The organism is Novosphingobium sp. Sphag1I (assembly GCF_056279125.1).
In genome coordinates this window covers 65,877-84,132 of record NZ_JBWBQS010000007.1, presented here as the reverse complement: position 1 = coordinate 84,132, position 18,256 = coordinate 65,877, and the positions used below count along the sequence as shown (strand labels likewise).

Sequence of the window (18,256 nt, the reverse complement as noted above, 5' to 3'; positions counted from 1 at the left end):
TTGCGCGCGGTTCTATGAAAAAAGATCGGGGTTGCGCGCGCGCCCTTGCGACGGTGCGGGGGGCATCGAAAGCCACACGATGATTGCCGCGCCCGCCGCAAGTCCTGCCAGCAGCAGAAAAAACGGAGCATAGCCAAGCCGCGAGACCAGAGGCACAGCCAGCACAGGCATCAGCAGGGCGGGTACCGTATTGGCCAGATTGAATAGCCCGAGATCGCGCCCGCGCCTTGCCGGATTGGGAAGCACGCGCAGCATCTGGCTGCCATGGAGGGCGAGAAAGGCCGAGCTGGTCCCGGCATAGAAGACATACGCCAGCTTGGCAGCCAGCGGTTTGGAGACCGCCGCCATGATGATCAAGGCCGCCGCCGCGCCCAATGACAGCAGCGCGAGCATCTTGCGCGCTCGCCCGGTGCGGTCGGCATGATGCCCCGCCAGCGCCGCCAGCACAATCGAGAGCACCAATCCCGCCGCAAGGCACAGCGCCTTGTCCACATCGCCCATCGCCGGATCGATTCCGCGCAGCCAGAAATAGACATAGCCCGTCAATCCGGCGACCCCGATCTGAACCAGCAGCCGCCCCAGCCACATGCCTCGCTTGGCAAAGCGACGTTGAGGCGGGAGATGTCCGTGGCCTCTTGTGACTTTCCCGGACAAACGGCCCAGCAACAGCGGCAGACAGGCCCCGCTCGAAAGCAGCGCCACCAGCCCCAGTTCGCCCAGATAAGCGCCCGGCGCAAGCGCGGTGACCACAACCCCGGACACAGCCCCCAGCGCGGGAGCAAAGGCCAGCATGGCGCCAAAGCGGCCCTGTTGCCGAGGCGGCAGGACATCGCCCGCCCATGCCATCATCGGCACCAGCATCATGTTGAGCGCCAATTGCCATCCCACCACCAAAGCCAGCATCCAGCGCGGATCGGGCGCCCATGCCGTGGCCATCTGCAGCGCCGCCGACAGGGCCAGCCCAGCGACAACCCATCCCCGCCGCCCACCGCTGCGATCAGAAAGCCAGCCAAACAGCACGCCACCCAGACTGGATGCGGCCGCCCCGGCAAAGGTCATGGCCCCGAGCCACGCCACATCATCTCTGCCCGCCAGCGCCGTTACCCGCGCGGGCAGCAGGAGCGTGAGGAAAGGGGCATAGGCGATCACCCCCCCGCCCTGCGCCAGCGCCAGCCCCAGCAATTGCGCGCGCGCCAGCGCCACCTGCGGCAATCCGTCCTGCGTCACCGCTGCGGGCGCCTGTGAAACCCTCTCCTGCATGCCTCACCCGCCCCCCATGATATATCTAAAGCCTTAGCGCCATGGCGCCCAACAAGCAAAAGGCCCGGTTTGCGCCATGACAAACCGGGCCAGATGAGAGAAGTTTTAGGGCAATCAGAACGAGTAGCGGATGCGCGCGCCATAGCTGCGCGCGTCATTAAGGAAGCGGATGTTAAGCGAAGCGCCCGCCAGTTCCTTCTGTGAGGCCTGAACATCAAGCAGGTTGCTGGCCCAAGCCTCGAAGCGCAGATTCTTCACCTGATAACCCACGCCCAGATTGAGCGTGACAAAGCCCGATTGGCGGTCCGGGAAGCCCGCCGTCAGAGCGCTTTGGCGCGTGCCGTCAAGGAAGACGACATCCTTGTTGTTATACTGGGTCAGATAATAGCCCGAGCGGTAATTGGCCAGAACTTGCCAATCGAACCGGCCATGGGGCAGGTCAATCCATTGCGAGAGATGCGCGCTGATATTGACCTTGGAGGCCAGCGGAAGCTGGTTGCCCACAAGGCTGATCAGCGGCGATTTGCCGCCCGAACCATTGTCCTGTGCGCGGGCATCGGCCACCGTGCCCTGGGTGATGCGCGTGTCCAGATAGGCCGCGTTCACGTCAAAGGCGAAATGATGCGGCAGCGAAAGGCGCAGCTCCGCCTCAGCGCCCAGAATGCGCGAGGCGCCGATGTTGCGGTTGACCAACGAATAGCCGTTGCAGACCGCAGGCGTCTGGGTGGTGTCGAGGTTGATGCAGGTCAGGTCCTGGAACACCTGATCGGTGTAGTCATAGTAGAAGCCGGTGACATTGAACACCGCGCGGCGGCCCATCACGTCAAACGTGTTGCGGCTGCCGATTTCATAGACCATCAGCTTTTCAGGGCGATAGGTTTCGGGCACGGTCGAGCCATTGAAGCTGTCGTTGAACCCGCCCGCCTTGTGGCCGGTGGAGATCTTGCCATAGACCATGTGGCCGGCGCTCACATCATATTCAAAGCCCACGCGCCAGTCGGCATAGTTGAACTTCGCGCTGCCCACCTGCTGGCCCGGAATGGTCAGGTTGGCATAGCTGAAACCGCCATTGGTGTTGATGGGGCAGGTGACAAAGCCATTGTCGATGTCGGGCCGGGTAAAGCATGTGCCCGCCGGATTGGTGCCGTTGGCGATCGCGCCGATCTGGTTGATCAGCGTGTCACGCGCGCCCGGCTTCGCAATACCCTGGATCAGGAACTGGGCCATGCCCTGGGGCGTGTTGATCCTGGACACGTCGAAGTTCGCTCGGTTGAGCAGAGCGGGCGCGAAACCCTCGGTGCCAAGGCGGGTGGCCACACAGCACGCATAATTCGCCCCGCCCAGCGTCAGCGCCCAGTTGCCTCCGATGCCGTAACGCGACTTGCTTTCATCCGTATAGCGCAACCCGCCCAGAATGCGCAGGCGATCGGTCACATCATAGGTGCCGTCGGCATAGAAGGCATAGCTCTTGCCGCGCACATCGGGCATCGTGAATTCGGTGCCGGAATAACAGCAATAACCACGGTCGGCCAAGGCAAGGTAGCCTACCTGCTGGTCTTCGTTAAAGTAGAAACCGCCCAGATTCCACCGGAACCGCTGCCCCTTCTTGGCAAAGACGCGCAGTTCGAACACTTCGCTCTGCGATTTCGTCTGCCAGAAATTGCCAGAGAAATTGTCATACTGCTCGGTGGCCAGATTGCGGCCGGGATAGTCGATGCCGTCGCTCGATGCATTGACCTGGTTGAAATCGACCGAGCGATAGCTGCCGGTCAATTCCATGCCGATCTTGTCGAAATCATAGGCGATCTTGCCTTGAACGCCCCACAAATCGTTGGTCATGCGCCCCTGAAGTCCGCGATAGACAACGCGGCGCAGGTCAAGGTCACTGGCCGCAAGGTTCGTGGCTTTGACCGCGCTGAAGATGTTGGCGCCCGGATAGCCGGTGCCGGTTTCTTTGCCATAGTCGCCGATCACCGAAACGGTCAGGCGGCTGGTCGGCTCCCACAGCATCGAGAGACGGCCTGCATAATTCTCTTCCAGCCCGGCGGGCTTGAGCGAAGCAGCGGGCGCTCCGGTCGAGACATTCTTGAAGCCATAGTCGCGGTTGACATAATAGCCCGCCGCACGAACCGCAAAATTGGGTGCCAGAGGGATGTTTATCGCACCTTCGGCCGCATAGGAATTGCGATTGCCATACTCGGCCTGCGCATAGCCGGTGTAACGATCAAAGCGCGGCTTGGCGGTGATGATGTTGAGCGTGCCGGCCAAAGCATTGCGGCCATAGAGCGTGCCCTGCGGGCCCTTGTTCACTTCCACACGCTCAAGGTCATAGAACATCACGCCCAAACCGCGGGGACGCGGGATATAGGTGCCGTTGAGATGCGGCGCTGCGCCCGGATCGCCAAGTTCGGTGTTATTGGCCGAACCAACGCCGCGAATGAAGATTTCGACATTGCCTTCCTGATTGGCAATGCTGACCCCCGGCACCGCCTGCTGCAACTGGCGCAATTCGACAATCCCGTCCTTGCGCAGCTGATCGGCACCCAGCGACTGAACCACGCCGGAAACGTCCTGCAGATTCTGTTCGCGGCGATTGGCCGTCACAATGATGTCGGACGGGCCATCCTTGGCCGGAGCCGCCGCGGGCTTGGCAACGGGTTTGTCCGCAGATGCCTCCTGAGCCAGAGCAGGCGCCCCGGCGCAGGTCGAAAGCAGCGCCAGCACGAGGCCGCGCTTCCAGATTCCCCTGTTCATTTTTTCCTCTCCTGATTGGATTGTCACTTCACCAAAATTCTATCCGTCCCGCGCCGGATGTGGCGCGGAACACTCATTTGCAGGCCAAGACAGGGCCGGCGGGCGATGCAATCCGCGCCGATGAGAGCGTGACCGTCATCGCCCCGGCGGTGGACAGCGCCAGCGGCGTGCTCACCCGGCTCATGTCCACGCCCGCCTTTTCAAAACAGCGCAAAGGTATGGCCAGCCTTGACCATTTGCCGGTTTGCGCCGCCGCCCGGAACATGGCGCCCACCGGAAAACCGCCCGCGCATGTGTTGGCCCCGCATTGCATGATCAGGTTCACATCGGCGGTGGGTGCGGCATCGACCCGGAATTCCATCTCGATGGCCAATTCGCCATTGCTTTCCCGCGTCAGGTTGATGGGCGCATCGCCCACGATGGCCGCCATGGCCGGACCCGCGCCCGTCCAATGCAGACGCACCGAATCTTCTTGCGCGCGGTGATCGGCCGGGCGAGCGTCGATCAGTTCGGGGCCCGGATTGGTGGAGAGCGCGCCGGACGCGCCCAGCAGCAACCTGCGCCCTGCCCCCGGCCGTCCAGCGGCAAAAAGCACGCCCGGATCGGCTGCGGCCGCCGTTGCCCGCGTTTCGGGCAAAGGCGCCAGATCGCCGTTCTGGCCAAATTTCAGGCCAAAGCCATAGGGGAAGAGCGGATTGTAATCCTTGTCGCCCACATTGACGGCGGTCTGGTCGCTCGATCGCGGCCAACTGTAGGGCAAGGTGCCGCGAAAATCGGATTTGCCGAAAAGGACATCGGCAATCCCGCCGCCCTCCGACCCCGGCAGCCACGCCGCCACAAAGGCATCGGCGGCATTGAGGAAGGGATTGACCCACATGGCCCGCCCGGACAGGAACACCGCCACTGTCGGTACGCCAGCCGCCTTCAACCGGCGCAGGGTTTCAAGGGTTCGCGCATCATCAAAGCCGACATCGGGCCGGTCGCCCTGAAATTCGGCATAGGGGTCTTCGCCAAAGACCACGATGGCCACATCAGGCTTGATCGTATATCGCCCGTCCACCGCCAGCGTGGCCGTGCCGCCCGCCGCCTTCACCTGCTCGGCGATGCCCGACCAGATCGATTGCGCATGCGGAAAATCAGCGGGGGTGGTTCCCGTGCCCTGCCAGCTCAACGTCCAGCCGCCGGTCTGCTTGGTCAGATTGTCCGCCCCGTCGCCAGCCACCAGCACGCGCGCCGAAGGCTTGAGCGGCAGCAATTGCCCGGCATTCTTGAGCAGGACCAACGATTCGCGAACTGCCTGGCGCGCCACCGCGCGGTGTTCGGCGCTGCCCAGCAGATCGAACTGACCGCCATAGGGGCGCGAGGAAGGCTTGCCCGCCTCGAACAGGCCCGCGCGCAGCTTGACGCGCAGGATGCGCCGCACCGCATCATCAAGGCGCGCCATGGGCAGCGATCCGTCGCGGGCATGGGCCAATGTGCTTTGCCACAGCGCCTTCCAGCTGTCGGGCGCCATATACATGTCCAGCCCCGCCTTGGCCGCCTGAACGCAATCGGTGGCGGTGCAGCCATCGACTTGTGCATGGCCGTTCCAATCGCCCACCAGAAAACCGTCAAAGCCCCAGCGCTGCTTCATCACCCCGGTCAGCAGCGACTGGTTGCCGTGCATCTTGGCCCCGTTCCAGCTGGAAAAACTGACCATGACCGACTGCACCCCGGCGTCGAGCGCGGGCAAATAGGGCGCGCTGAAAATATCGCGCAGGCCCGCCTCGGAAATCCGCGTGTCGCCCTGATCTTTTCCGCCGTAGGTGCCGCCGTCGCCCAGAAAGTGCTTGGCCGTGGCAATGATATGCGGCCCACGCAGCCAGTCCTTGTCGCCCAGCTTGCCCTGCAAGCCCTCGATCAGCGGAGCGGCATAGGAGGCCGCGATTTCCGGCGCTTCACCAAAACCTTCATAGGTGCGGCCCCAGCGGTCATCGCGCACGATGGCCAGCGTGGGCGCAAAGGTCCAGTCCAGCCCGGTAACGCGCATTTCCTTGGCCGTGACCGCCCCGATCCGGCGCAGCAATTCGGGATCGCGCGCGGCGCCAAGACCGATGTTGTGCGGAAACAGCGTGGCCCCCACCACATTGTTATGGCCATGCACGGCGTCGCTGCCCCAGATGATGGGAATGCGCGGCAATTTCCCATCCGGCGCCATCGAGGCATCGTAAAACGCATCAGCCAGCGCGAGCCAGTCCTTGGCCGGAGCATTGTAGCGCCCGCCCGGGTCCGAATTGCCACCGTTGAGCACCGAGCCGAGATGATAGCGGCGCACATCATCGGGCGTGACACTGGCAATATCGCCCTGGACGATCTGCCCGACCTTCTGTTCCAGCGACATGGTCGCCAGAAGCGCGTCGATCCGCGTCTCGATCGCCGGGTCACGCGCGAGCGGAGCGTGTCGTTCTGGCCAGAGTTCGGGATGGGCGATGCCCGCGACCTGGCCGCGCGCATCGTCTGCCTGCGGCTGTTGCGCATGGGCCGCCGGAATGCCTGCCGCGGCCATCGCCGCAAAGGCAACCCTCCATGCCAAACCACTGCGCCGCATCAACTGCATGAAACCTCCCCTGACATCCTTGACGGCGTTTCCCGTCGAATCTGACAACGTTTACCGATTCTGTCTGACAGCGTTTACCGTCACACATCGACAGAAGTCAAGTCACAGGCTAAGAAGCGCTCTGCGCCGTGTGATCACGGCCGCGACATCATCAGGGAGGCCCCCATTTCCAGGCGTACGACGATCATCGATGTGGCCAAAATGTCCGGCGTTTCGCCCAAGACCGTTTCTCGCGCGCTCAACGATGAACCCCATGTCAGCGCGCGCGTGCGGCAATTGGTGAAGGAAGCAGCGGCCAAGCTGGACTATCACCCTAACCTGACCGCGCAGAGCCTCATCGCAAGGCGCAGCTTCCTCATCGGGCTGACCTATGAACGACCCAGTCCCAGCTATGTCGTTGATCTGCAGAACGGCGCGCTGGACCGCATGCAAAGCGGGCGATACCGGCTGATCGTGCTGCCTTTCAGCAGGGTTTCGGAGCGTCTGGAGGAGCTGGGTCGCCTGTTGCTGAGCGCCGGGCTGGACGGGGTTTTGCTCGCGCCGCCTGCGTGCGACCAGCTTGAGCTGCTTGATCTGCTGGATCGACAAGGGTTGGCCTATGCGCGAATCACGCCACAAAAGGCGCTGGAGCGGGGAATTGTCATCACCATGGACGAAGTGGCCGCAGCCCATGCCGTTGCCTCCCATGTGCTGGAACTGGGCCATCGCCGCGTCGGCGTCATTTTGGGCGATCCCTCGCACGCGGCCAGCATGGCGCGTATGGAAGGCTATCGCCGCGCCTTTGCCGAACATGGCGCGACGCTGGATGAAGACCTGATCGTGACCGGCGATTTCACCTATGCGGTCGGCTATGATGTGGCGCTCGATCTGCTGCGCCGGCGTCCTGTGCCCACCGCAATTCTGGCCCAGAACGATGATATGGCCGTCGCTGCCCTTGGTGCCGCGCGTGCGCTAGGACTTTCCGTACCGGGCGATATCTCCATCGCCGGATTCGATGATTCAGAGGTTTCACGCACCACCTGGCCCCAGCTTACCACCGTGCGACAACCGGTCAGCGCCATGGCATGGGATGCAACCGACCGCCTGATCGGCAAACTGGATGCGACAGACAACACCGCCCCCCTTGAGCAGCGCCATAACCATGACCATGCCCTTCTGGTCAGAGCTTCTACCGCGCCGCCGGGCATGGCCGGGTCAGAGCACTAGAGCATTTTCGAACCAGACGGATCTGGCGCAGCCAGATCAGAAACCGCTCTAGGGGACGTATCCGGCGCTCGTCAGGGCATCGCGGGACGGGCCAAAGCGATCAGTTCGCGCGCCTGCGCGGCAAACCATCCTCCCGCAGCTGGCGCCACCACCGCGCGTTCGGGATCGGTTGGCCCGCCCGTACCGCGATAGCATTGGCCATCGGATTCGCCCGGGATCTTGATCCAAAGAAAGGCGTCGATGTACGGATCGTCGCTGGCCAGCGTAGGCCGACGGCCAAGTCCGCGCCCTGGTGGATTACACCACACCTCGGCATCGCGATAGCGACCGGGCTGCGGAACCCATCCGCCGCGACCATTGCGACTGGTGTCCAGCACCGCGTGTTTCTGTGCCTGCGGGTTTCGTGTGAGGTGCAGGCGCCAGAACAACCTATCGTAAGCGGCATCGACATCCGCCCAGGCCCCCGGATAGTCACGCGCTCCAGTAATCGGAAAGCCGGGGCATTCGCGCGGATTGAGGCCACGTTGCGAAACCAGTGCGATGCAATCGCTGACCCAATGCGCATAGCGCTTTAGCCGCGCATCGCTCTCATAATTCGATACGTTGAGAAAGAAGCCTCGCGCCTTGCCAATATTGGCGCGCAAGAGGCGCGCGGCAATTTCCCCCGGAGGCAGCCAGCTGCTGCCCCCGCCGTCCATGTAGAGCTGGGCTCCCGGCAGAGCCGAGAGCACTCCAGCAGCATCGCGCAGTTGGCGATAGCGTTCTTCGGCAGCGCCGGCATGCATGTTGGCCGGCCGGCAATTTTCCTGCTGCCCGGTCAGCGTGGTGTTCCATGGGATCACGCCCAGACCGTCCGGCTCCAGGATGATGATGGCCCTGCCCTCGCCGACCCCTGCGGCAAGGCCACGGATCCATGCCGCATAGGCCGCGCTGTCGGCCGCCCCGCCTGCGGAATAGAGCGAGCAGTCGCGGGCCGGTACATTATACGCCACCAACACCGGAATCGTGCCAGTCTTTGCCGCATCGCTTACCAGCTTGCGGGCCTGTGCCTGCACCTCTTCGGGGGTGCCGTTGGTCAGCCAGGTGGCCGAAGGAAACTGCGCAATCAAGCGGGCATCCTGCTCCGCCTGGCCGGTCAGACCCTTGGCAGCGCGCACAACGGTGCTGTCAGGATTGACATAGAGCCTCCGGCCAGAGCTTTGCGCGCCAGTGCTCCCGCCCAGCAAGATGGCAAGCGATGCGGCCAGCAATCCTTTTGCAGCGATCCGCTTTGTGTGGCGTCCAAGAGGGGCTGTGGAAAGGAAGCCCATGTTTCCTCCTTCAAGCTAGGTCATAGGCTGCTGATACAAACCAAACGCGATTCTGACAACGTTTTCCGTTTCTCTGTTTGATGGTGCTGTCAGACCAATCGAGGTCAAGACTCAGGCTCAGACCATCGTTGCCGAGAACATCTCCGATTTCCCCGCCGAACTGCTTGGCAAACTCAACCTTACAGCCCGCACCGCCGACGAGTTCATCGCCGACACCATCGCGCTGGCGGAGGGTCTTGCCATCCCGGCGTCCGCAACATGCGCATGCACCTGAAACGGCCCGCAGGGCAGTTTTATCTTGGCATCGCCCAAGATGCTGGCCCATTACCTTCGGTGAACTTCGTTGCGCGAAAGCTCGGGTTGGTGGTGATCACCACGCTGGTGCGCTTGGACGGCTTGCGGAGCAGGTGGAACAGCAAGGCCCCGCCGGATGGGCTGAAGGGCAGATAGCACCGTTCATTCAGGATAATGAGGACAGGCCAGCCCGGTTAGTGAAGTCTTCACGGAAAGCCCCCCCTGTTATCCAGTTCTCAGCCCACAAGCTGCTTGAGCTTCGCGAGCGCGGCGTCATCGCCCTCGTCATAGCCGATCATGTTTTGAAAGCCGCCCTTGGCATCCATCAGATAGATCGCGGCGGTATGGTCGATGGTGTAGTCGCCGCCCGGTTGGGGCACTTTGGCGACATAGACGCCATAGGCCTTCTCGATGGCGGCAAGCTGGGCATCGCTGCCGGTCAGGCCGATGATCGGTGTGCCGAACAGCGTGACATATTGGCCAACGTCCTTGGGCTTGTCGTGCCCCGGATCGACCGAGACGAAGAGGATGGCGAATTTCTCGCCATCCTTGCCCATCCGGGCGCGCAGCCGCGCCATCTTGGCCAGACTGGTCGGGCAGACATCGGGGCAGCGGGTGAAGCCGAAGTAGATGGCGTAAGGTTTGCCCCCGAGATCAGCCAAGGTAAAGGGCTTACCAGTGCTGGAAACCAATGTGAACGGGCCGCCGGGGCCTTCGCGCTGCGAATTGGCCTGCCGCTTGGCCCCGCCGCCCAGATAGGCGGCAAGGCCAAGCCCGAAGGCCAGCGCGGCAAGCAGCAATCCGCCCCAGATGATGGCGCCGCGCGAGGGCGGCTTAGTGGTGGTCATGGCCGCCACCCATCGTCTGGGCCGTGTCGGCGATGGCGCGCACCGGCATGGCCAGTTTCACCACACCCGACTTTTCAAAGCGCAGCGTGAGAGCCACGCTATGGCCGGGTTTGAGCGGGGCTTTCAGCCCAATGAACATGATGTGCATCCCACCCGGCTTCAGTTCGACCACGGATTGTGCGGGTACGGGAATGCCATCGGGCAATTCGCGCATCCGCATCACGCCGCCATCCATGCTCATCGTGTGGAGCTGGACCGTGGGCGCCACAGGGGATGAAGCCGAGACGAGGCGGTCGGCTGGGCCTTTGTTGGTAATGGTCAGGAACCCGCCGCCATTGACCTGCGCGGGGGCGGTTTCGCGTGCCCAGGCGTTGGTGACGGCGATGGCCTGATGGGCGGCGGCATGATGGCCGTCATGGGCGAAAGCGGGCGATGCCGCGCCGGTCAGCGTGGCGAGCATAAGAGTGGCGGCGAGGCGCATGGTCATTGGACTATCTCCTGAATGGGCGCGGCCATGGCGGCACCGGATTGGGTGGCGGGGTCGAGAGCTGCGCCTGCGATCTGGCCAACAAGGCCAAGCGCGACCAGAAACCAGGCGCGCCGCCGGATGGCGCGCAGGTGGCGGATCGTGCCATGGGCGATTTCCAGCACTTCGCCATCGGGCTTGGCGCGCGCCATCATCGCCGCGCCCAGCACGGCAAAAGTCTGGCGGGCAGGTTCGTTCAAATACAATCGGTTCTCGCGCAGCATGTCGCTGCGCGCGCTCAGGGCAAAGGGCCGCTCGGGCGAGCGGCACAGTATGTCATACATGAAATCTACTCCGGCAGGGCCGGGGCGTCAGCTTTTTGGGAAGGAGGGCCAACGCACCGGCCTATCCGACAGAAAAGGGAAGGTTCTGTCAGGCCAGTGCAGGCGGTCCGCGCAGAGGCGGACGCAGGTAGTGGACACGCTTTACGCCTGCGGGAAGGAGCGGCGCAAAACCAAGCGTCAGAATGAACAGCAGCGCGAGGGCGAGCTGGATCGGGTCAGCCCCGCCCAGCACACCATGGTTCAGCGCGGTAAAGGTGCAAGGCGTGTCAGCCTTGGACTTGCCGTGGTCCTTGGTCCCCACATCGATCTGCTTGGTAATTTTTGCCCCAAGCGAGTCTGCGCAGATCTGCACGGTGATGGTTTTCGATTCCCCACCCAGCATATAACCCGCAGGAATCAGCGCCTTCATGCACAAAGCCAGCGCGACCAGCAATGCGGCCACGCGGGCGTGAGACAAGAAGTAGGCGCGTAATGAATGCATGATCGAACAATCGTCTAAAGTCTGAATTGCAGCCTGTCACCGGTCTGGATCAAATTTGGACAATTTGTCTCAGGCAATGGGCGCAACCAAATCACACTATCGTGTTGGTCGCGTCGAACCTTCGGGTTGGCAATAAACACGCCAACCCGAAGAAATTGATACCCTCAATAGGCGGCCTTCAGCGCCAATTGATAGCTGCGCCCCGCTTCGGGGAAGCCATCCACCAACTGGTATTTGTCATCGAACAGATTGCGCGCCGAGGCGCTGATACTGACACCTTTGCGCAAGGTATATTCCGCCTTAAGCGCCGCATTCACATAGGCACCCGTGCGATAATAGATAATCGGGGCCGCGCTGGTGACGGTCCACCGACTCGATGCAATATCCGCGCTGGGGATCAGATGCAGGCGCGGCAGGGCTGTCCAATCGGCATAGACGAAAGCCTTGTGCGTGGGCACATCGGTGGGGCGAAAGGCGGCATTGCCCGGATCGACCAGATCGCGATGGAGCCAGGTGTAATTGGCGCCCACGCTCAATGTTTTGAGCACGGGGGCCTGGGCGCTCAATTCGATGCCATAGAACTCGCCTCGCGAGACGTTGCGCGATTGCGTCATCACCGTTTGCGCGCAAGGGCCGGGCGTGGTGCTGGCCGTACAGGCATAGCCCAGCACGCTTTCCGAGACGATCGCATTGGTCACAAGCGCGTGGAAGGCCGCGCCTTCAAGGCCGACCGCGCCCAGCCTCGTCGATCCGCCAAGCTCGATCTGGCGCGCACGTTCCGGGGCCAGCGACGGGTTGGGGATCGAGGTGCCAAAGCGCTGGCTGAAGCGTTCAAAGATGGTGGGGAAGCGGCTGCGCGAGGACAGGCTGATGTGCAGACGGGTCGCCTCGCTCGCTGCCCAGTCCAGACGCCCTTGACCGCTCCACGCGCTGCTGTTGCGCATGGGGTAGTTATACAGCACGCTGGCCCCCGATGTCCCCAGCGGCGCGCCATATTCCTCGGCCCGCTTCAGATCACGCCAGTCATAGCCCGCGCCCATGGTCAGGCTCAGGGCTGGCGTGAGATGATATTCATGTTCGGCGGCAAAGCTGTAGGTGTTTTCAAGGGATGTCTGCATCGGTTCGGTCGCGCCGCTGGGAAAGCTGGTCTGCGCCTCTTTGTGACGGTCGGACCGCATTTGCATCGAGATAGAAAAGCGCTCCTTGGCAGACGGGCGCAGGGTCAATTCCGCCGATCCGCCCAGTGCCTCATCCCAATAGGGGCTGTTGAACGCGCGGCCCAGCGTCTGGGTGTTCTCGTTTCGATTGTCGAAGGCGCGCAGCAGGTTGTAAAAGGTGTTGCGGTACAGGCGGGTCTTGAGTGTCGCCAGATCGCCCAGAGCCGTGGTGGACAGGAAATAGAGGCTGTCGGTGTTCCACGCGGGCCAGCTCCAAAAGCGCTGGGCCGAGATTGGATCACTAACGTGCAACGGCGCGCCCTTCTCGCCTTCCTGCCGCGTATAGCTGATGGCATATTCATCGGTGCTGTTGGGGGTGAAGCCTGCCTTCACATTGACCCGCCAATCGGCGCTGCGTGAAAAGTCGCGACGTCCGGCGGCCTGGTTGGCCGTGCCGGTAAAGCTGCCGGGCAGATCCCAGTGATCGGTGAAATTGCGGGCAAAGCTGGCTTGGGAATACCACTTGTCATGGCGCGTACCGAGCAGAGCATGGGTGGTATATCCGGCATATTCGCCCTGCCGCCCAAGATTGAGCGTTGCGCCGAGTTTGGCCTCCAGCGCCTTGGTGGGCTTGGCCGTTACCAGATTGATCGCCCCGCCCATGCCATCCGGGCCGTTCAGCACGGACACATAACCTTTGGCGATCTGCACCTCGGCAATGTCGTTGGTAAGGAAACGGCCGAAGTCCAAACGGTTGTCTGCGGGCAGATAGACGCGGATGCCGTCGATGGTCAGCGGCACCTGAAAACGGTTGAAGCCGCGCACGAAGATCAGGCGTTCATTGCGGCTGCCCCCGCTGTTGCCGGCCGAAACGCCGGGCGCCTGCGCCACCGCATCATCCAGCGTCACCCGCCCGAATGTGTCGATGGCCTTCGCATCCAGCGTCTGGCTGGTGATCTCGATGCCTTTGGGTTGCTGGCCCGTCACAACGATCTGCCCCAGAGCGAAGCTGGAGGGTTGCTCCTGCGCGAAGGCAGGCATGGCCGCAGCAGAAGCCAGCAAGGTGGGCAGGATTTTGGACAAACGCATGGAGATTTCCCTCAGTAACGCCCTGATTGCAGGCTTGTGATTTTCACGCGTTTCTATATTCATAGGAATATAGATTGCAACGCAAGGAGGCAAAAATGGGAAGCTGCAAGATTTGGAAAGCTCAGTTGGCCACCTGCCTGATGGTCTCTCTTTCCACTCCGGCCTTTGCCCAGATGCCGGCCACGCCAGCATGTGTGGCACCCGTCGCCGCCAAGGGCGATTATGCCGCGTGGAACCAACCCAAAGCGCTGATCGCAGGGCGCGAGGCAGCGGCTCCAGCGATGCTGACACTTGGCGGCGCGGCACAGGTCGCCTTGTCCGCAACCCAGGACGTTCATTATGCCCATCGCCCGGAAAAGCCGGGCGGCTCGGTCAGCCATGGAGGTCTCCTCGCGCTCGATATTGCCAAGGCCGGCACCTATCGCATTGCTCTTGGATCGGCGGCATGGCTCGATGTGGTCGGCAAAGATGGCCCGCTGCTCTCAATCGCGCATGGCCATGGCCCAGATTGCACCGGCATCCGCAAGATGGTCGATTTCACGCTGGAGCCGGGGCGCTATCTGGTCCAGATCTCGGCCAATGGCGCGCCTTCGGTGATCGTGCTGGCGATCCCCGTACCAAATGCGCCTGTGCAATGAAGCGTCTAGTCAAGAAGCGGGGCGCAATGTCTGTCGCGCCCACCATAAATCCCTGGAGACGGTCGGGATTTGTGGTGCAAAATGATCCAAAGTCACATTTTGAATGCAACGCGTTACGGCGTTCTGCGCCCGGCGTTCATAAAGTGCTGCGACCATCACATGCCGCCTCTTGCATAAGCGATTAGGCGTAATACGCCCCCTTTCGCGCACCAGTTCTGCCGTTATCATGGGCACGATATTCTGCGCGAAAGGCCCTCATGCACATTCCCGATGTTTCCACACTTGCCGAACCGGCAATCAAGCGCTGGTACGGCCACCTTTATGCGCAGGTATTGTTGGCGATTGCCGCAGGCGTGACGCTGGGCCATTTCGCCCCCGATGCGGGCGAGGCGATGAAGCCGCTGGGCGACATCTTCATCAAGCTGGTCAAGATGGTGATCGCGCCGGTGATTTTCCTGACCATCGTGACGGGGATTGCGGGGATGCGCGATCTGTCCTCGGTCGGGCGCGTGGCGGGCAAGGCTTTTGCCTATTTCTTCACCTTCTCGACGCTGGCGCTGATCGTGGGGCTGATCGTGGCCAACACGGTTCGCCCCGGCGACGGCCTGAACATCGATCCGGCCAGTCTGGATGCCAGCAAAGTGGCCGGCTATGCCGAAAAGGCGCATGAAAGCACGATCATGGGCTTCATTAACGCAATGGTGCCCGAAACCTATGTCTCGGCGCTGACCGAAGGGAATATCCTGCAAGTGCTGGTCGTCGCGATCCTGTTTGGCGTCGCGCTCGCTTCGGTGGGTGAGGTCGGGGAACGGGTGCTGACCGTGCTGGAGGATGTCTCGACGGTCTTTTTCCGGCTGGTGTCCATCGTGATGAAGGCGGCCCCCTTGGGCGCATTTGGCGCGATGGCTTTCACCATCGGTAAATATGGCGTGCACAGCCTGTCGCATCTGGCCGCTTTGGTCGGCACATTCTATCTGACGTCGCTGCTCTTTGTGCTGGTGGTGCTGGGGATTGTCGGGCGTTTTGCCGGTTTTTCGATTTTCCGCCTGCTGGCCTATCTGAAATCGGAACTGCTGCTGGTGCTTGGCACGTCATCTTCGGAAAGCGCCCTGCCCGCGCTGATCGAAAAGATGGAGCGTGCCGGTTGCCCCAAGGCGGTGGTCGGGCTTGTAGTGCCCACGGGCTATTCGTTTAACCTCGATGGCACGAATATCTATATGACGCTGGCCGCACTTTTCATCGCACAGGCGTGCAATGTCGATCTGACCTTTGGCCAACAGGCGCTGCTGCTGGGCGTGGCCATGCTTTCGTCCAAGGGTGCGGCGGGGGTGACGGGCGCGGGCTTCATCACGCTGGCCGCGACGCTCTCGATTGTGCCGAGCGTGCCGGTGGCGGGTATGGCGCTCATTCTGGGCATTGACCGATTTATGTCCGAATGCCGCAGCCTGACCAATTTCGTCGGCAATGCCGTGGCCACGATCGTCGTCGCGCGCTGGGAAGGCAAGCTGGACCAGGCCGCCCTGGACCGCGCCCTGTCGGCCAAATGAGGCAATATTCGGCTGGACCGCCAGCGTTCAACCGAATCCACATTGCCCGCATCACTGTGATGCTGTAACTTCAAATTGGACACAGTGAAGTATTCTGTCCAACGGATAAGCTCTTCTTTCGTGGCAAAGGCCATGTCCTTTGCCAACGGGTCCATAAGACCCTTGGGTGAACCAACTAGGTGTCACCACTTAATCAGTCGGTAACCAAAATCGCATAAACAACAGATCTCCGAACGATGATGCTGACTTCAACCTTTTAAACACATCGAGGAAACTGCCATGGGTATGCCGATCCCCTTTAAGACTTTCACTGTTGATCGCACGCAAATCACCGACATTGAAAAGTGGATCGGTGATGGCAACAATCTGGGCGAAGTAGAAATTCGCAATTTCCTGGGCAAGATTCGCGTCGATGTCGAACATGAAGTTGACGAACAGCAGCTGCGTTCTTTCTTTGACCGTTCGCAGCACTGATTAATACGCATATACGGTGGGGCTGCGCGGGAAACCCGGCCCTGCCGCATGGCGGCATGGCGGCGCGCCATAGTGCGGCGATGGCCCGGTTCGTTCCCCATAGGGACTTGACCAAAACCGGCCCACCCCATACCCGCCTTACCCCATGCACGACATTCGATTCATCCGCGAAAACCCCGCAGCTTTTGACGCCGGCCTTGCGCGCCGCGGGCTAGAGCCGCTTTCGGCCACCATCCTTGCCGCGGACGCCGATGCGCGTTCGGCGCAGACCTCGGTGGACACGATGCTGGCCACGCGCAACGCTGCGTCGAAACAGATCGGCGCGTTGATGGGCAAGGGCGACAAGGAAGGCGCCGCCGCACTCAAGGCCGAGGTTGAGGCGATCAAGGTCGATCTGCCCGCCAAGGAAGAAGCCAAGCGTGCCGCCGACAAGGTGCTGGTCGACATGCTGGCCACGATCCCCAACCTGCCGGTGGATGAAGTGCCGCAGGGCGCGGACGAAAATGACAATGCCGAAGTCAGCCGTTGGGGCGAACCGGTCGAAATCGCCAATGCCCGCGAACATTTCGACATTGGCGCCCCGCTGGGCCTCGATTTTGAAAGCGCGCAGGTCGTTTCGGGCGCCCGTTTCGCCTATCTGCGCGGGGGCATTGCGCGCCTCAACCGCGCCATCGGGCAATTCATGCTCGACACGCACACCGAAACCTTTGGTTATCAGGAAGTCGTGCCGCCCGTGCTGGTGCGCGACGATGCGCTGTTTGGCACCGCGCAATTGCCCAAGTTTGCCGAAGACCTGTTTGCCACCACCGATGGCCGCTGGCTGATCCCCACGGCAGAGGTCAGCCTGACCAATCTGGTGCGTGAACAGATCCTCGATGGTGAACTGCCGCTGCGCTTCACCGCGCTGACCCTGTGTTTCCGCAGCGAAGCGGGCGCGGCGGGCAAGGATACGCGCGGCCTGATCCGCCAACATCAGTTCGACAAGGTGGAACTGGTTTCCATCACCACGCCCGAACAGAGCGATGCCGAACACGAGCGCATGACGGGGGCTGCGGAACATATCCTGCAAAGCCTGGGCCTGCCCTATCGCCGGATGTTGCTGTGCAGCGGCGACATGGGCTTTTCCGCGCGCAAGACCTATGACCTCGAAGTCTGGTTGCCGGGTCAGGGCAAGTATCGCGAGATCAGCTCCTGCTCGAACTGCGGTGATTTTCAGGCGCGCCGCATGAACACGCGCTATCGCCCCGCCGGCGAAAAGGGCACGAAGTTCGTCCACACGCTGAACGGTTCGGGTCTTGCCGTGGGCCGCACGCTGGTGGCGATCCTTGAAAATTATCAGAACGAAGATGGCAGCGTGACCATCCCCGATGTGCTGCGCCCCTATATGGGCGGGCTGGAGCGTATCGAGGCGCTGTAAGCCCCACGCACGCCATCATGGAACCTTTGCCGCCGGTGCTTCTTAACAGGGAAGCATCGGCACAAAGGAGGCACCCATGAATAGTCAACCGGGCGATACCCATACCGTCGTAGTCGAAAAGAGCAGCACCAGCACTATTATGCTGGCCATCGTTCTTCTGGTGGCGCTGGTGGGCGGGCTGATCCTGTTCAACCAGTATAATGCCAGCGAAACGAACAAGAACAACGCCATCGAACATGCCGCCAATCAGATCGGCAATGCGGCCAACAAGGCAGGCGATGCTGTTGAAGACGCCGCCAAGTCGGCCAAAAAGGAATTCTGATTACTTGACCTTGACCCATTTGGTCGCAAGTCATCAGAAAGCTGGATAAAACA

16 protein-coding genes and 1 pseudogene are annotated in these 18,256 nt (G+C 61.9%); 6 read left to right on the top strand and 11 right to left on the bottom strand.

Features of this window, described 5'->3' with window-relative positions; translation table 11 throughout:
* Positions 1 to 12: 12 nt before the first annotated feature.
* The 3 genes from ACZ9HU_RS09825 to ACZ9HU_RS09815 form a co-directional block, all read right to left on the bottom strand.
* The gene (locus ACZ9HU_RS09825) at positions 13 to 1,260 is read right to left on the bottom strand and encodes an MFS transporter (protein WP_476104584.1); all 1,248 of its coding nucleotides are present in this window, start codon (positions 1,258 to 1,260) and stop codon (positions 13 to 15) included.
* Positions 1,261 to 1,374: 114 nt separating this feature from the next.
* Positions 1,375 to 4,014 (bottom strand): TonB-dependent receptor, encoded by a 2,640-nt coding sequence (locus ACZ9HU_RS09820; RefSeq protein WP_476104583.1) that lies wholly within the window; start codon positions 4,012 to 4,014, stop codon positions 1,375 to 1,377.
* A gap of 73 nt (positions 4,015 to 4,087) precedes the next feature.
* The gene (locus ACZ9HU_RS09815) at positions 4,088 to 6,610 is read right to left on the bottom strand and encodes a glycoside hydrolase family 3 N-terminal domain-containing protein (protein ID WP_476104581.1); all 2,523 of its coding nucleotides are present in this window, start codon (positions 6,608 to 6,610) and stop codon (positions 4,088 to 4,090) included.
* Positions 6,611 to 6,802: 192 nt separating this feature from the next.
* On the opposite strand from ACZ9HU_RS09815, the gene ACZ9HU_RS09810 reads away from it, so the two are divergent.
* Positions 6,803 to 7,816, top strand: coding sequence for a substrate-binding domain-containing protein (locus ACZ9HU_RS09810; protein ID WP_476104579.1), 1,014 nt, complete (start codon positions 6,803 to 6,805; stop codon positions 7,814 to 7,816).
* Positions 7,817 to 7,887: 71 nt separating this feature from the next.
* Here ACZ9HU_RS09810 and ACZ9HU_RS09805 read toward each other — a convergent pair whose 3' ends face one another.
* The 8 genes and pseudogenes from ACZ9HU_RS09805 to ACZ9HU_RS09770 form a co-directional block, all read right to left on the bottom strand.
* Positions 7,888 to 9,126, bottom strand: a complete 1,239-nt coding sequence (locus ACZ9HU_RS09805) for a glycoside hydrolase family 6 protein (protein ID WP_476104577.1) — start codon at positions 9,124 to 9,126, stop codon at positions 7,888 to 7,890.
* 10 nt (positions 9,127 to 9,136) lie between these two features.
* Positions 9,137 to 9,451 carry a hypothetical protein gene (locus tag ACZ9HU_RS09800; protein ID WP_476104576.1) on the bottom strand — a complete coding sequence of 105 codons (315 nt, stop codon included), beginning with the start codon at positions 9,449 to 9,451 and terminating at the stop codon, positions 9,137 to 9,139.
* A gap of 25 nt (positions 9,452 to 9,476) precedes the next feature.
* Positions 9,477 to 9,599, bottom strand: a pseudogene (locus tag ACZ9HU_RS09795) (ATP-binding protein); the annotation flags it as partial.
* Positions 9,600 to 9,656: 57 nt separating this feature from the next.
* Positions 9,657 to 10,268, bottom strand: coding sequence for an SCO family protein (locus ACZ9HU_RS09790; protein ID WP_476104575.1), 612 nt, complete (start codon positions 10,266 to 10,268; stop codon positions 9,657 to 9,659).
* Complete coding sequence (locus ACZ9HU_RS09785) at positions 10,255 to 10,755, bottom strand: copper chaperone PCu(A)C (RefSeq protein ID WP_476104574.1); 501 nt, start codon at positions 10,753 to 10,755, stop codon at positions 10,255 to 10,257. The genes ACZ9HU_RS09790 and ACZ9HU_RS09785 overlap by 14 nt, the downstream gene beginning before the upstream one ends.
* Positions 10,752 to 11,078, bottom strand: a complete 327-nt coding sequence (locus tag ACZ9HU_RS09780) for a hypothetical protein (RefSeq protein WP_476104572.1) — start codon at positions 11,076 to 11,078, stop codon at positions 10,752 to 10,754. Before ACZ9HU_RS09780 ends, ACZ9HU_RS09785 begins: the two co-directional genes overlap by 4 nt.
* 88 nt (positions 11,079 to 11,166) lie before the next feature.
* Positions 11,167 to 11,520 carry a DUF2946 family protein gene (locus tag ACZ9HU_RS09775; protein WP_476104571.1) on the bottom strand — a complete coding sequence of 118 codons (354 nt, stop codon included), beginning with the start codon at positions 11,518 to 11,520 and terminating at the stop codon, positions 11,167 to 11,169.
* 203 nt (positions 11,521 to 11,723) lie between these two features.
* Positions 11,724 to 13,805 carry a TonB-dependent receptor plug domain-containing protein gene (locus tag ACZ9HU_RS09770; protein WP_476104570.1) on the bottom strand — a complete coding sequence of 694 codons (2,082 nt, stop codon included), beginning with the start codon at positions 13,803 to 13,805 and terminating at the stop codon, positions 11,724 to 11,726.
* A 140-nt stretch (positions 13,806 to 13,945) separates the two neighbouring features.
* Between ACZ9HU_RS09770 and ACZ9HU_RS09765 the strand changes: the two genes are divergently transcribed.
* The 5 genes from ACZ9HU_RS09765 to ACZ9HU_RS09745 all read left to right on the top strand — a co-directional run bounded on the left by ACZ9HU_RS09765 (position 13,946) and on the right by ACZ9HU_RS09745 (position 18,203).
* Positions 13,946 to 14,443, top strand: a complete 498-nt coding sequence (locus ACZ9HU_RS09765; RefSeq protein WP_476104568.1) for a hypothetical protein — start codon at positions 13,946 to 13,948, stop codon at positions 14,441 to 14,443.
* Positions 14,444 to 14,700: 257 nt separating this feature from the next.
* Positions 14,701 to 15,990 (top strand): dicarboxylate/amino acid:cation symporter, encoded by a 1,290-nt coding sequence (locus ACZ9HU_RS09760; RefSeq protein WP_476104566.1) that lies wholly within the window; start codon positions 14,701 to 14,703, stop codon positions 15,988 to 15,990.
* A gap of 279 nt (positions 15,991 to 16,269) precedes the next feature.
* Complete coding sequence (locus ACZ9HU_RS09755; RefSeq protein WP_476104565.1) at positions 16,270 to 16,464, top strand: hypothetical protein; 195 nt, start codon at positions 16,270 to 16,272, stop codon at positions 16,462 to 16,464.
* A gap of 145 nt (positions 16,465 to 16,609) precedes the next feature.
* On the top strand, positions 16,610 to 17,881 hold the full coding sequence (serS, locus tag ACZ9HU_RS09750) for a serine--tRNA ligase (protein ID WP_476104563.1): 1,272 nt from the start codon (positions 16,610 to 16,612) through the stop codon (positions 17,879 to 17,881).
* Positions 17,882 to 17,957: 76 nt separating this feature from the next.
* A complete protein-coding gene (locus tag ACZ9HU_RS09745; RefSeq protein WP_476104560.1) occupies positions 17,958 to 18,203 on the top strand; it encodes a hypothetical protein in 246 nt (81 codons plus the stop codon).
* Positions 18,204 to 18,256: the final 53 nt, after the last annotated feature.

Coding starts and splice junctions, on each gene's coding strand:
- ACZ9HU_RS09745 (WP_476104560.1), top strand. CDS start 17,958: ATGAATAGTCAACCGGGCGATACCCATACCGTCGTAGTCGAAAAGAGC.
- ACZ9HU_RS09780 (WP_476104572.1), bottom strand. CDS start 11,078: ATGTATGACATACTGTGCCGCTCGCCCGAGCGGCCCTTTGCCCTGAGC.
- ACZ9HU_RS09770 (WP_476104570.1), bottom strand. CDS start 13,805: ATGCGTTTGTCCAAAATCCTGCCCACCTTGCTGGCTTCTGCTGCGGCC.
- ACZ9HU_RS09755 (WP_476104565.1), top strand. CDS start 16,270: ATGGGTATGCCGATCCCCTTTAAGACTTTCACTGTTGATCGCACGCAA.
- serS (WP_476104563.1), top strand. CDS start 16,610: ATGCACGACATTCGATTCATCCGCGAAAACCCCGCAGCTTTTGACGCC.
- ACZ9HU_RS09760 (WP_476104566.1), top strand. CDS start 14,701: ATGCACATTCCCGATGTTTCCACACTTGCCGAACCGGCAATCAAGCGC.
- ACZ9HU_RS09805 (WP_476104577.1), bottom strand. CDS start 9,126: ATGGGCTTCCTTTCCACAGCCCCTCTTGGACGCCACACAAAGCGGATC.
- ACZ9HU_RS09785 (WP_476104574.1), bottom strand. CDS start 10,755: ATGACCATGCGCCTCGCCGCCACTCTTATGCTCGCCACGCTGACCGGC.
- ACZ9HU_RS09765 (WP_476104568.1), top strand. CDS start 13,946: ATGGTCTCTCTTTCCACTCCGGCCTTTGCCCAGATGCCGGCCACGCCA.
- ACZ9HU_RS09820 (WP_476104583.1), bottom strand. CDS start 4,014: ATGAACAGGGGAATCTGGAAGCGCGGCCTCGTGCTGGCGCTGCTTTCG.
- ACZ9HU_RS09815 (WP_476104581.1), bottom strand. CDS start 6,610: ATGCAGTTGATGCGGCGCAGTGGTTTGGCATGGAGGGTTGCCTTTGCG.
- ACZ9HU_RS09825 (WP_476104584.1), bottom strand. CDS start 1,260: ATGCAGGAGAGGGTTTCACAGGCGCCCGCAGCGGTGACGCAGGACGGA.
- ACZ9HU_RS09790 (WP_476104575.1), bottom strand. CDS start 10,268: ATGACCACCACTAAGCCGCCCTCGCGCGGCGCCATCATCTGGGGCGGA.
- ACZ9HU_RS09800 (WP_476104576.1), bottom strand. CDS start 9,451: ATGGGCCAGCATCTTGGGCGATGCCAAGATAAAACTGCCCTGCGGGCC.